The following is a 12294-nucleotide window of genomic DNA, read 5'->3' as shown; positions in this document are numbered from 1 at the left end:
TCGAAAGACTTCGACCGTGGATCAGTATGGATAAGACGGATCCCTGCAGTTGGCACGATATATCGGTGCGCGGTTCGAGGGCGCTACCGCGTCTTCGCGATGTCTGGCCCCAGCAGCTCCTCGGGGTTGGGCGCAGGCTGTGACGCGTCGAGCTCCTTCTGCCGCGCCTGCTGCTGCCGCCGCTCAAACTCAGACTCAAGATGATTCTCCGTCAGCCCCTTCTTCAGAATCTCGAAGGCCTCCTCTGGCGTGTCGGCGAAGTGGAACAGGTCGAGGTCCGAGACCGCGATGGCGCCCTTCTCGGCCAGGATGTCGAGGTTGATCACGCTCTTCCAGTACGTCGAGCCATAGATGACGACTGTGATCTTCTTCGCCAGCTTCCTCGTCTGCACGAGCGTCAGCACCTCGAACATCTCGTCCAGCGTTCCGAAGCCACCAGGGAAGATGATCAGCGCCTTCGCCAGGTAGGCGAACCAGTACTTGCGCATGAAGAAGTAGTGGAAGTCGAAGTTCAGCGCCGGAGTGATGTACGGGTTAGGTTGCTGCTCAAACGGCAATTTAATGTTCAGCCCAACCGTCTTGGCTCCTGCCTCGTGCGCGCCTCGGTTGGCCGCTTCCATGATCCCCGGACCACCGCCCGAGGTGACGACGAAGCGCTGTCGAGGACCGGGAAGCTTCTTGGCCCACGTGGCCAGCAGGAAAGCGAGCTTGCGGGCGTCCTCGTAGTAGGCCGCCATCTCGATCGCGGCGCCGGCGCGCAGCAGCCTCTGTCCGGTCACCTCGCCGCTCTCCAGCTCTTCGAGTCCTGGCGGTTGCTCTGCCGCTGGAGCAGGCATGGTCGAGCCTGTGTTCTCCAGCAGCTCAAACTCTGCGCGAGCGACATCGAGTGCGCGAAAACGCGCCGAGCCGAAGAAGACGACGGTGTCCTGAATCCGCTCGCGGCGGAAGCGCGTCATAGGCTCCTGGTATTCGGCCATGATGCGCAGTATGCGGCCATCGGCTGAATTGATGAAGTCCATGTTCTCGTATGCGAGCGGGGCTGGCTCCAGGGGTTCCAGGTGTTCGGGCGTCTGTTCGGCCATGGTCATTCTTGTCTCCCAATCCTTCTAGCCGCGATAGTCGCGGTAGTGTACGGCCTCAGAGATGCCGATCCAGATATCCAGCAGGCCGAGACCCGAGATGATACCGCGTACCGCGCCGTTGTGCAGAATCGCGCTCAGCCACGGCCGCGCCAGGATGAACATGTTGCGGTCCCACACCCGCGGCCACCACGGCAGCACCATCACCAGCACGCCCAGGTACACGCAGAAGAGCACCAGCACGAACAGCGACAGACGCTGAAGCCACACGGGCGCCATCCGCTTCGGGTTCTCGCCGTTCGGCTGCGGTGGCGGCAACACGGCGGGGGAGGGATCCGGAAAGAGTTGTGGCTGACCTGGCATCAAGCTCTCTTGATTGAAAGTAGCAGAGCCCTTCGCCGTTGTCTCTTTCTTCACGTGCCTAGGGAGTTGCTCTTGTTGCGTCCTTATTCAACATAGGGGGTTTATCTGCGTTCCCCGTGAATATCTGCGGTCGATGCGAAAATAGAGAGGAATGCTCCAGCTCATCTCGGCCGGCAAACGGTTCGGCCCCAAACTCCTCTTTGAAGACGCCAACTGGCTCATCACGCCCGATGAGCGCACCGGCCTTGTCGGCGGGAATGGCACCGGCAAGTCCACTCTGCTCAAGGTCCTCGCCGGCGTCGAGTCGCTCGACTACGGGCAGCTCACCCGCGTCAGGGGCATGACCCTCGGCTACCTCCCGCAGGACGGCCTCGCTCTGCGCGGCCGTACCGTCTTTGAGGAGTGCCTGTCGGTCTTCGACCATCTTCATGCGCTTGAGGCAGAGTCGATTGAGCTGACCCACACACTGTCGGAGGCCGACCCGAAGTCCAAGGAGTACCTCGCTGCCGCTGAGCGATACTCCGACATCGCCGATCATCTCCATGTCCACGACGTCTATACGCTCGATGCGCAGGTGGGCGCCGTGCTCGGCGGCCTCGGCTTCTCGAAGGAAGACTGGAACCGCAACACCGAAGAGTTCTCCGGCGGCTGGCAGATGCGTATCGCGCTTGCCAAGCTGCTGCTGCAGAAGCCCTCGTTGCTTCTGCTCGACGAGCCGACGAACCATCTCGATCTCGAATCACGCAACTGGCTCGAGACGTATCTGCACGACTATCCCAACGCCTTCATCCTGATCTCGCACGACCGCTACTTCCTCGATGTCACCGTCAACAAGACGATCGAGATCTGGAACAAGCGCATGCACACGTACCACGGCAACTACGAGAAGTACGTCACCCAGAAGGAAGAGCGCCGCACGCAGTTGATGGCCGCCTACAAGAACCAGCGCGACCGCATCGACGCGCTCGAGGCCTTCATCAACCGCTTCCGCTACCAGGCCACAAAGGCCAAGCAGGTGCAGTCGCGCATCAAGGAGCTGGAAAAGATCGAGCGCATCGAGGTCCCCGAGGAAGAGGCGACGATCCACTTCACGATTCCGCAGCCACCTGCCTCGGGCCGCACGGTCATCGAGGTGCAGAACCTGACGAAGGTTTATCCGACTCCCAACGGCGGCGAAAAACTTATCCTCGACAACCTCAACTTCACCATCGAGCGCGGCGACCGCATAGCGCTGGTCGGCGCGAACGGCGCAGGCAAATCGACGCTCATCCGTTTGCTCAGCGGCCAGGAGGATCCCACCAGCGGCGCTGTGCGGCTGGGCCACAACGCGCTGGTCGACTTCTTCGCGCAGGACCAGTACAAGGTCCTCGACCCTAACGCCGTCATGCTCGACGACATCGCTGCCGCCGCGCCGAAGGTGCCGGTGGTTGAGCTGCGCAGCCTGCTTGGCTGCTTTATGTTCTCCGGCGACGACGTCTTCAAGAAGCTCGGCGTGCTCTCGGGCGGCGAGCGCAACCGCTACGCGATGGCCAAGATGCTCGTCTCGCCGTCGAACATGCTGCTGCTCGACGAGCCGACGAACCACCTCGACCTCCGCGCCAAGGACGTGCTGCTCGACGCCATCAAGAACTTCACGGGCACGGTCCTCTTCGTCTCGCACGACCGCTACTTCATCGACGGCCTGGCGACGCGCGTCTTCGAGGTCGAAGACCGCCGCGTGCACATCTACCCCGGCAACTATGAGGACTACCTGTGGCGCAAGCAGGGCGGTCCGGATCAGATGACAGCCAAGATCACCGAGGAGATCACGCAATCGCTCTCGTCTGTGCCGGTTCCGGCGCCGGTTCCGGCTCCTGCGCCTGCGCCTGAAGCAGCTGCGGCTTCCGTCAAGCGGCTGAACCCGATCAAGCTCAAGCAGCTTGAAGACCGGCTCCGCTTCGCGGAGGAAGAGATTTCGCGCCTTGAGTCCGCCATTACCGCAGTGGAAGAGCGTCTGGGCAACTTCACCTCCGCCGAGCAATCCCAAAGGGACGCCGCTGAACTCGACCACCTACGGACCCAGCGCACCAATCTACTTGCGGAATGGGAAGAACTCTCCCTCACTCTCGAAGAGCAACAAACCGCATGAGCTACAGGGAGCAGGGACGGGCGCGGCCCCGGTTGAGTCACTGTAAGTCAAAACGAGCACGCGGTTAGCCGGCGATCCTGGAATAAGAGATCGTCTGTCTCTGTTTCGAGGTGTCACGTCTCGAGACCTGGTCAGTGATTAGGCGGGCTGGACTGATCAGACTAGAATTCTCCGGAATTCGGAGAGTGGTTCATGAAAGGAATCCGATTTGACTGGCGACTCAAGGACGGAATCGCTGGTCCCGGCAATCTGATCGTTCTCCTTGCCGTGCTCTTTTGCTTTCCGCTAGTCCTTCGCGCGACCGGGGCCCTTGCACTCTCCTCGATCGGTCCGCAAGACTCACAGCACACCCCTGCGCTGCTCCGATTCTGTTTCGTGGTAGCTGCGTTTCTGTGGATCTGCTTTGCGATCGCCCTCTTTGGTATTCGAATTCGCGGCACCTCCAGCTTTCAGGACGTTATTGGGAGAACATGGAACAGCTGGCAGGCAGTGACGCGGGGCGTAGGAGCTGTCCTTTTAACTCTCGTGGCGATGTTCGCAGTTGGGAATCTGTCGAACACATTCCTGGCGCCGTTTCAGCATGACGCCGCCGCTACCCGAGCGATGGTCGCATACAACACGACTGAAGCCCTTGCATTTCTAGTTTTGGCCTTGACGGCAGGTTTCGTAGAAGAGTTTGTCTTTCGAGGGTATCTTCAGCGGCAGTGCCAGGCCGTATTCGGAAACACAGTGCTGGCCTCCGCGCTCCAAGTTGCGCTCTTTGTGCAGGGACATTTCTACCAGGGTTGGATACGCCTCATTCCGGTACTGCTCATTGGTGCCCTATTGACCGGGGTCGCACTCTGGCGCAAGAGTCTTATCCCGGGGATGATCGCACACGGTTTGGGTGATAGTCTGGTGGCCTTGCCATACCTTATTCGACAGCTGTGATAAGAGGAGCCGGCACCGCGGAGGTTCTGTGACTCGCGCGTTATTTGTTGAGTGCAGTCATGGGCAGTTGTCCGCTGCGATCAGCGCCAATCGCTCCTGACCGAATGGGAAGAACTCTCCCTCACCCTCGAAGAGCAACGCACCGCCTGACCTTCACGAAGAAGTCGTCACTTCGTGTACTTCGGAAACCACGTAACCTGCACCGCGATGCTCGTATCGCTCTGCTGGCCTGGCTTGTAAACAGGAGCCTTCCACCGCTCGTACTGCAACCAGCCGCGAACTTCAAAATCCGTATGAACTCTCTTAATTGCGGAGACTAGAAAAGCATTCTGGGTCGTGCCATCCGGAATAAAATCCTTCGCCGCTTTCGCATTGCGATAGGAAATCTGAACCTGCTCTTCAGGAGAAAGGTGGTACGTAATCCACGCCTGTCCTCCTTTAGACTCGCGGCCAATCCAGTCGCCCATAATGAACCCTTTGTTGGTGTAACCCTGCTTTTGTACTTGCTCGTAATAGAGGAATTGACCGGCATTGCTGCGGCTGGTCGGCGGATCCGTGCTTACCCCCTCCATCCGGAAGTCAAGCTGCTTCAGTCCCGGAAAATGTGACAGGTAGATGCCCGGACGAATGGCGGCGCGGCGCGGCGCACTGATGGGATTTACGTCATCGTGCGCGAACGAATCGGTATACAGGGTCAACCATTTGCGCAGATATGGCAGACGATACGAAAAATCAAACGCGCCAAAACGCGCTCCGGGGTCGTCTCGAGAGAACTTCTCCTGCGCCGAGACATTCGCCACACTGAAGAAACTCTTCAAAAAGCTATGGATGGTAATCGGAACATGGCCCTTACCTCCCCATATGACGGTTCGCTCAAAGCCGAATTCCAGATTCTCAGTAGGTTTAAAGCTGACCTTCTCAAGGTGCATCCAGGGAGCATTCGGTACAGAGTGCCCTTTCAAACTGCCTACGAAGAACTCATACCGAAACGGACCGGTGAAACGGGAGAGAAGCGGAATACGCAAAGGCTCAACGCGGTCAATCTGAAACGCATAGATATTTTCAGAATTGTTGCTGTAGGCAAGGCTGCCGCCTTGAGCCGGCCCCAGCCAATGATCGCTCTTCCCAAAAGAAATTTCATGGTTCAGAAGAAGATAAGAGACGTTCGCCTCAACGATCCGGAAGTCGTTTGTCGAAGGAATCGGCCCTGAAGGAATTGTGTCCTGATGAGGATTATCCGCGAACGCGATGCCATCGTTGTTCGAAAGCAATGTGCTCAGTTGGTTTGAATAGCCGCTGGCACTGGGAGCGTGCTGATATTCCCCTCGGAAATACAGAGCAAACCGCTTATATTCACTCCGCGTGCTGAAGCCCGTAATGTTGTTGAAGCCTTCCTCGTAAGGACGACCGTAGTCGTTCGTAATCGTCTGGCCAAGGTGAAAGCTGTCACGCAGCGGAGTGCCGGCTATACCCAGCATTCGCGTATAGGCGCTCTCAAGCACAGCATGCGGTTCCCGCGGCCCATTGAACTGATCAACATCAGGCTCCAGTTCCCGTTCCACGGCATGATAGATCGTGCAGGCTTCATCGCTCTCGTCAACATCGGCCATCTTGTCGGCCGTCTCGCCAAGCATGTGCACGATACTCCATCGAGTCCAGGGACGCAGGCCGAGGTAGGCAGTATCGAGATAACCAAGCCCTTGCAGACGAACGAGAGCAGGATAGATCCAACTGTCAACCGGCACATAGGTCGAGCCCAAAGGGGAATAGAACTGGCTGTTGAAAGCCAGTGTGTCCTTACAGCCACTTGTCTGTGCGAAACAGTTGGTGAAGAGAGCACTGAGAAAAACGACAGTGCAGACATAAGAGACAAATTTCTTCATCCTGCTCCCAAGGGCCGCAAGCCAGGTGCCATATATCTGACCATACCAGAGCAGTCGCGCTGCTCGGATGCGTTGCACTTGTCTTTCTGGTTGTCATCCCCGCAAGGGATCTGCTTCCCACCCGAAGCTGCTACCGGCCGGAGCGGAGCCGTTCCGCCAGCCGCTCCGGCAGCCCTGCCAGCAGGATTCGTCCCTGCGCGGCGGTTACATCGTATGGCACGCGGTGGTAGATAATCTCGGCGGCCTCGGTGTCGTAGATCGCGAACGCCGCTCTCCAGTCGTGGTCGCGCGGCTGGCCAACCGAGCCCGGATTGATCAGGTGGCGCGTTCCCGGAGGAATCGGCAGCGCCCACGTATCGGCTTCGTCGCGGCTCTTGTAGCGCGGGCGGACCTCGTGCCAGTCATGCGCTTTCTGCGAGAAGCCGCCCTGCAGGTGGGTGTGGCCGATGAAGGTGATCGCCGTGGACTGCTGCAGCGGAGCCCATGCGTCGCGCATCGTCAGGATGTATTGGTCCTCGTTGAGCGGCGAGCCGTGCGCCAGCGAGACTCCGGCGATTCCGGCAGCCTTCTCGAGATCGATTGGCCCCTGGGGAACGGCGGCCAGCCACTCGCGGTTCTCCTGCGTCATCGCTTCGCGGGTCCAGTTGGCCGCCGCCCGCGCCACCGGGTTGAAGCCCAACGCCGAGGTCAGCCCACAGCAGACGCGGTCGTGGTTGCCCCTCACGTTGAACTGCGCCTTCTCCCGCATCAGCGCGATGGTCTCGTTGGGGCTGGCGCCATACCCGACCACATCGCCCAGGTTCCAGAGAGCGTCGAAGGGAGCCGCCGCCTCAAGCACTGCGTTCAGCGCCTCGAGATTGGCGTGGATGTCGGAAAGGATCAGGGCACGCATGGAATCGGTTTTTTGGCTTCGCGGCCAAACCCTTAGTCTACACTGCCTTCTGCCACTTTCGGGGGATGCGGGGCCGGGCCAGGGGAGGGAGGCGTTCCGGCGGTGGCGGAGACGTTCTCCAGATGTTTTCCCGACCCCGTTTTGACAGCCTGCTTACCTTTATCCCCGACCCGAGGTCTATAGAAGTGGAAAGCGCATTACCTGACTCCGGAGTCAGAACGTATGGATGAAGCGATCGGGATAGACCTTGGCGGGGAGTTGGCTTCTCCGCTTGCTGTAGCTCCTCGTGGACGGCGTCCGAGTCCCTTTGCTCTCGGATACAGGCCGGGCAGTGCTGCCGGGGCAGTAAAATCGTTGCCAAGCATGGCCAAGGCAGCGACCCAACCCGGCGCCCGTAGCGGCAAGCTTACGCAGGAGCAGCTCCAGGCCCGCGCTCAGCAGCGCATCGAGGACGACGAACTGATCCGCGAGGCGCAAAAGGGGCATCGTGCGGCCTTCGACGCCCTCGTCCGTCGCTACGACCAGAGCGTTCTGCGGCTCGCCCTGCACATGCTCGGCAACGAGCAGGACGCGCAGGACGTGCACCAGGAGGCCTTCATCAAGGCCTATCGCCACCTGGGGAATTTCCGGTTCGAGTGCAGCTTCTACACCTGGCTGTACCGCATTGTGACGAACCTGTGCCTGGACCAGCTTCGCCGCCGCAAGAGCCGCCGCGAAGACCCGGCCACCGTCGTCGATTCAAGCGGCGACGAGATGGACCTGCTGGCCAATATCTCCGACGAGCGGGCGATGTCGAATCCCGCCCGCGAGCTGGAACGCAAGATTATGGGCGAGCGCATCAACGAGGCGCTCAGCAAGCTCACCCCGCGCGAGCGCACGGTCTTTGAGCTGAAGCACTACCAGGGTTTGAAGTTGCGCACGATTGGAGAGATGTTGAGCACCACGGAGGAGACGGCCAAGAACACGCTCTTCCGCGCCACGCGAAAGCTGCGGGCCAATCTCGCTGAGCTGAAGGGTATCTCGTAGCAGCAGGAACGAAAAAACGATGGGCGAGCAGAACAGACCCGAATAGAAAAACTTTTTGAGGCTAGTTGAGGTAAAGACCAATGAAGTGTGAAGCAACAAGGGACAACATTCTTCTGGCGTACTACGGCGAGCTCCCCGATGAGCTGGCCGGCCCGTTCGAGCAGCACCTCGCCGAGTGCGAGGAGTGCCGCGCCGAGCTGAATGCGATACACGCCCTCGAGCAGCGGCTTGCGCTTCTGCCCGTGGTTGAGCCTTCGCCGAACCTGATCGCCCAGAGCCGCCTGCGTCTCGACGAGGCGCTCGATATGATCCCTCCGCATGGTCTCTTCAGTCGCCTGCGGACGAACTTCTTCGCCTGGGTCGGCCATGTTCGGCACGCGCCCGCGCTGGCGACGCTCCTGCTTGGCGTCGGTTTCCTCGGCGGCAATTTCGTCGACAAGTACCAGGTCGCCCACCAGCCCAGGCCGAAGGCTCCCGTGATGTTCACGAACCAGACCCAGGGGGCGATCGCCAACATCACCGGCATCGTCGAGACGCCCGACTCCGAGCTCGTGCAGGTGCACTACAACCGCGTCGTTCCGGAGACGATGGAGGGCTCGCTCGACTCGCCTGAGATTCGCGATCTGCTCCTCAAGGGAGCCACAGCCTCAACCGAAGGCATACGTTCGCAGACGGTCTCGCTGCTCGCCAGCGAGTGCAAGGCCGGCCACTCCTGCACCTCCGGCGATGACGGCAAGGGCATCCGCAGCGCGCTGCTCGTTTCGCTGCGTTATGACAAGGATGCCGGCGTCAGGCTCAAGGCCCTCGAAGGCCTCCAGCCGTACGTCGGTCAGGACCAGCGCGTCCGCGACGCCGTTCTTGAGGCGCTGATGCGCGATCCCAACGCACAGGTGCGGACCGCCGCCATCGGTCTGCTTGAGCCTGTCCATCAGGACTCCAGCGTCCGTCAGGTGCTGCGCACCGTCTCCACGCAGGACGAGAACCCTTACATCCGCACCGCGTCGTTCAACGCGCTGCAGGATGCAGGCTCGATTCAGTAAACCCATGCAACGTTCAAGGCATGGTCAGGACGTGAGGTACACAACGATGAAGACCCGGGTTGCAATCGGAGCTCTCATCCTGCTGGCGGCTGTGGCAGCGGTCACCCCCGGCTTCGCCGCCGGCCCGCCCAGTCGAGGTACCCAGGGCTACCTCGGTGTCGATCTCCGCGACATCACTGAGGACCAGCTGGCCCCGCTCAAGCTCAAGGAGACCCGCGGCGCCGAGGTCATCTCGCTCGATCATGACGGCCCCGCCTGCAAAGCCGGCTTGTTGGTCCACGACGTCATCCTTCAAATGAACGGCCAGATCGTCGAGGGCGAAGAGCAGCTTCGCCGCATGCTCCGCGAGACCCCGGCGGGCCATCAGGTGACCCTCCTCATCAGCCGCGACGGCCAGCAGCGCACCATCACCACGCAGCTCGCCAACCGCGAAGATGTTGAGCGCCAGGCATGGGAGCAGCACTACACCGTCCCTGAACCGCCGGATTCTTCATCGGCCTACTTCCACGCAGGCAGCGGCTTCTTCAAGGCGTCGCCGCCCTCTTCGCCGGCCACCGGCGCACTCAAGGGCTCGCGCGGTCTGCTTGGAACCAACATGATCGTCAGCGCTGCCTACACCGGAGCCAAGCTTGAGGTCATGGGCCCGCAACTGGCCGAGTTCTTCGGAGCCCAGGGGGCCTCCGGCCTGCTCGTCCGCAGCGTCGATCCGCAGAGCCCCGCCTCCGATGCCGGCCTCAAGGCGGGCGACGTGGTCATCAAGGTCAACTCCGTCCCGGTTACCAGCGGCACCGACTGGATCAAGACAATCCACGAGAACCGCGGCAAGCCCGTCAACGTGGTCGTTCTCCGCGACAAGAAGGAGAAGGCCCTCACTCTCACGCCCGATGCGAAAAAGCGTTCCTCGCTTGAGCCGGGCATGGACCTTGAGGAGTTCTTCGGTTTTGGCGACGAGGCACAGCAGACCCGCGCGATCCTGGCCCAGCTTGAGCCCATGATCGACCAACTCACCGGCAAGATGGCTGCCGAAGTTCAACCCTCTGTGGAGGCAATGCGCAACTCCGCCGAGATGAAGCAGCTCATGGACAAGATGCACAACCTCACCGCCGACCCGCAGTTTCAGCGGCAGCTAGAAGAGGCTCGCCGCCAGATCCAGGCCGCCGCGGAGGTCATGAGCCAGCAGATGCAATTCGACATGCCGGTCTTCCACCACATGGATTAGTGACTATGCAGCTCTAGTGGGCCGCCGGTTCGTCGACTGGCTTCACCGAGCCGCAGTCGGGACTCTTGTAGACATAGGAAGAGGTCGAGGTCCACTCGACGGCGCCCAGCGGCATCGTGCCTGTGAAGTGGACTTTGGTCGTGGTGTGGTCGGCATCCGCCCATGACGACTCGAGCGCTCCCTTGCCGTCCATCTTTCCGCTGCAGACCATGTCGGCGGTCGTGCCGGTGAGATTCTTGACGACGTTGGTGAAGTGGCAGCCAGCCGACTGCGGAGTAATGGCCCCGTACTTGTCGAGCTGCTCCTGCGTGACGCAGACCTGCGTCGTGCGCGGCGCACCACCGGCACCTGTCGGCTGCTGGAAGGTCATCGTCGTAGTCACCTCCCATAGTCCGGGCTTGCGGGTCTGGGCCTGCGCGGTGGCTGCGATGGCAATAAGGCAAAGGGTGAGTGAAGTAATACGAAGCCCCGTCCGGAGCATGGATGGAAGCATGGATCTCTCCCAGATTCGAGTGCGTGAGGGCCCGTGCGCGCCTTAACTTTATGGCAGAGCAGGGGCGGAAGAAAGAGAAAATCCGTGCCACCCCGAATACCTTGTGCGTCCCCCCCCCGCGCGACATGAGGTCGCCCTGGGACAGGGCATCCGGGTAAAATGGTGGAAGATCATGTCTTCCACGAATCCGACCCCTGACCTGAAGCCAGTGAAGCATTCTATGTCTCTCCGGCGGCGCTGGCAGGCCGTCACGCGCAAGGCCCGCGAGGTCCGCTCCATCGGGTCCGCCATCAAGTCGACGGAACACCCCTACATGGCGCACATCGTGCCTATGCGACGGTGCAACCTCTCCTGCACCTACTGCAACGAGTTCGACGACTACTCCGACCCCGTGCCACTGGACGAGATGCTGCGCCGCATCGACCATCTCGGCCGCCTCGGAACTTCGGTCATCACCATCTCGGGTGGCGAACCGCTGCTCCACCCGAACCTCGACGACATCATCGCGCGCATCCGCTCGACTGGCGCCATCGCCGGAATGATCACCAACGGCTATCTGTTGATGCCCGACCGCATCCAGCGGCTCAACCAGGCCGGGCTCGACCACATGCAGATCTCGATCGACAACGTCATGCCTGACGAAGTGTCGAAGAAGAGCCTCAAGGTCCTCGACAAAAAGCTCCAGATGCTGGCCGAGCACGCCGATTTTCACGTCAACATCAACTCGGTCGTCGGCGGAGGCATCGCCAATCCGCAGGACGCCCTGACGGTGTCGAAGCGTGCTCTGGCGCTGGGCTTCAGCTCCACCATTGGGATCATCCATGACGGCTCCGGCCAGCTCAAGCCTCTCGGCGAGGCCGAGCGCCGCGTCTGGGACCAGGTCCGCCGGCTTACTCGCCGCAGCTACTCCCGCTTCAATCACTTCCAGGAGGCGATCGCCAACGGAAGCACGAACGACTGGCGCTGCCGCGCGGGTGGGCGCTACATCTATATTTGCGAGAACGGCCTTGTCCACTACTGCTCGCAGCAGCGCGGGTATCCGGGAGTTCCTCTGGCGAACTACACCACGGAGGACGTGAAGCGTGAGTTTCTGACCGAGAAAAGCTGCGCACCGAGCTGCACCATCTCCTGCGTCCATCAGGTCAGTTACATCGACCACTGGCGCGCCCCGCAGAACTCCACCGTGACTCCGAACTCCGGCTCCCACAAGCCCGAAGCTGAGCTCGTACAAATCCAATAGC

At 60.8% G+C, this 12294-nt stretch carries 11 protein-coding genes; 6 read left to right on the top strand and 5 right to left on the bottom strand.

Annotated elements, in window-relative coordinates; all coding sequences use genetic code 11:
• Positions 1–83 precede the first annotated feature (83 nt).
• A complete protein-coding gene (locus OHL16_RS08255) occupies positions 84–1082 on the bottom strand; it encodes an LOG family protein (RefSeq protein WP_263367433.1) in 999 nt (332 codons plus the stop codon).
• A gap of 24 nt (positions 1083–1106) precedes the next feature.
• The gene (locus OHL16_RS08250; protein ID WP_263366636.1) at positions 1107–1496 is read right to left on the bottom strand and encodes a hypothetical protein; all 390 of its coding nucleotides are present in this window, start codon (positions 1494–1496) and stop codon (positions 1107–1109) included.
• Positions 1497–1593: 97 nt separating this feature from the next.
• Here OHL16_RS08250 and OHL16_RS08245 point away from each other — a divergent pair, with 97 nt between their 5' ends.
• Positions 1594–3570, top strand: a complete 1977-nt coding sequence (locus OHL16_RS08245) for an ABC-F family ATP-binding cassette domain-containing protein (protein ID WP_263366635.1) — start codon at positions 1594–1596, stop codon at positions 3568–3570.
• Positions 3571–3762: 192 nt separating this feature from the next.
• Positions 3763–4500, top strand: coding sequence for a CPBP family intramembrane glutamic endopeptidase (locus tag OHL16_RS08240; RefSeq protein WP_263366634.1), 738 nt, complete (start codon positions 3763–3765; stop codon positions 4498–4500).
• A 167-nt stretch (positions 4501–4667) separates the two neighbouring features.
• Here OHL16_RS08240 and OHL16_RS08235 read toward each other — a convergent pair whose 3' ends face one another.
• Positions 4668–6383: a capsule assembly Wzi family protein gene (locus OHL16_RS08235; protein ID WP_263366633.1), complete on the bottom strand. Its 1716-nt coding sequence runs from the start codon at positions 6381–6383 to the stop codon at positions 4668–4670.
• Positions 6384–6513: 130 nt separating this feature from the next.
• Complete coding sequence (locus tag OHL16_RS08230; protein WP_263366632.1) at positions 6514–7275, bottom strand: metallophosphoesterase family protein; 762 nt, start codon at positions 7273–7275, stop codon at positions 6514–6516.
• 222 nt (positions 7276–7497) lie between these two features.
• On the opposite strand from OHL16_RS08230, the gene OHL16_RS08225 reads away from it, so the two are divergent.
• The 3 genes from OHL16_RS08225 (at position 7498) to OHL16_RS08215 (ending at position 10560) form a co-directional block, all read left to right on the top strand.
• Positions 7498–8301, top strand: coding sequence for an RNA polymerase sigma factor (locus OHL16_RS08225; RefSeq protein WP_263366631.1), 804 nt, complete (start codon positions 7498–7500; stop codon positions 8299–8301).
• A gap of 80 nt (positions 8302–8381) precedes the next feature.
• Positions 8382–9341: a HEAT repeat domain-containing protein gene (locus OHL16_RS08220; RefSeq protein WP_263366630.1), complete on the top strand. Its 960-nt coding sequence runs from the start codon at positions 8382–8384 to the stop codon at positions 9339–9341.
• 46 nt (positions 9342–9387) lie between these two features.
• Positions 9388–10560 carry a PDZ domain-containing protein gene (locus OHL16_RS08215; RefSeq protein WP_263366629.1) on the top strand — a complete coding sequence of 391 codons (1173 nt, stop codon included), beginning with the start codon at positions 9388–9390 and terminating at the stop codon, positions 10558–10560.
• A gap of 13 nt (positions 10561–10573) precedes the next feature.
• Here the strand turns inward: OHL16_RS08215 and OHL16_RS08210 are convergent, their stop codons facing one another.
• A complete protein-coding gene (locus OHL16_RS08210) occupies positions 10574–11053 on the bottom strand; it encodes a DUF3617 domain-containing protein (RefSeq protein WP_263366628.1) in 480 nt (159 codons plus the stop codon).
• Between the two features lie 172 nt (positions 11054–11225).
• Here OHL16_RS08210 and OHL16_RS08205 point away from each other — a divergent pair, with 172 nt between their 5' ends.
• Entirely contained in the window at positions 11226–12293 is a 1068-nt protein-coding gene (locus OHL16_RS08205; RefSeq protein WP_263366627.1) for a radical SAM protein, read from the top strand.
• Position 12294: the final 1 nt, after the last annotated feature.

The organism is Edaphobacter bradus (assembly GCF_025685645.1).
GTDB lineage: Bacteria > Acidobacteriota > Terriglobia > Terriglobales > Acidobacteriaceae > Edaphobacter > Edaphobacter bradus.
The sequence above is the reverse complement of the archived record's forward strand: the minus strand, read 5'-3'. Positions and strand labels throughout refer to the sequence as shown.

What these genes read in the sequence shown, in the direction of transcription:
- OHL16_RS08255 (WP_263367433.1), bottom strand. Translation starts at nt 1,082, where the DNA reads ATGGCCGAACAGACGCCCGAACACCTGGAACCCCTGGAGCCAGCCCCG.
- OHL16_RS08245 (WP_263366635.1), top strand. Translation starts at nt 1,594, where the DNA reads ATGCTCCAGCTCATCTCGGCCGGCAAACGGTTCGGCCCCAAACTCCTC.
- OHL16_RS08240 (WP_263366634.1), top strand. Translation starts at nt 3,763, where the DNA reads ATGAAAGGAATCCGATTTGACTGGCGACTCAAGGACGGAATCGCTGGT.
- OHL16_RS08235 (WP_263366633.1), bottom strand. Translation starts at nt 6,383, where the DNA reads ATGAAGAAATTTGTCTCTTATGTCTGCACTGTCGTTTTTCTCAGTGCT.
- OHL16_RS08230 (WP_263366632.1), bottom strand. Translation starts at nt 7,275, where the DNA reads ATGCGTGCCCTGATCCTTTCCGACATCCACGCCAATCTCGAGGCGCTG.
- OHL16_RS08225 (WP_263366631.1), top strand. Translation starts at nt 7,498, where the DNA reads ATGGATGAAGCGATCGGGATAGACCTTGGCGGGGAGTTGGCTTCTCCG.
- OHL16_RS08220 (WP_263366630.1), top strand. Translation starts at nt 8,382, where the DNA reads ATGAAGTGTGAAGCAACAAGGGACAACATTCTTCTGGCGTACTACGGC.
- OHL16_RS08215 (WP_263366629.1), top strand. Translation starts at nt 9,388, where the DNA reads ATGAAGACCCGGGTTGCAATCGGAGCTCTCATCCTGCTGGCGGCTGTG.
- OHL16_RS08210 (WP_263366628.1), bottom strand. Translation starts at nt 11,053, where the DNA reads ATGCTTCCATCCATGCTCCGGACGGGGCTTCGTATTACTTCACTCACC.
- OHL16_RS08205 (WP_263366627.1), top strand. Translation starts at nt 11,226, where the DNA reads ATGTCTTCCACGAATCCGACCCCTGACCTGAAGCCAGTGAAGCATTCT.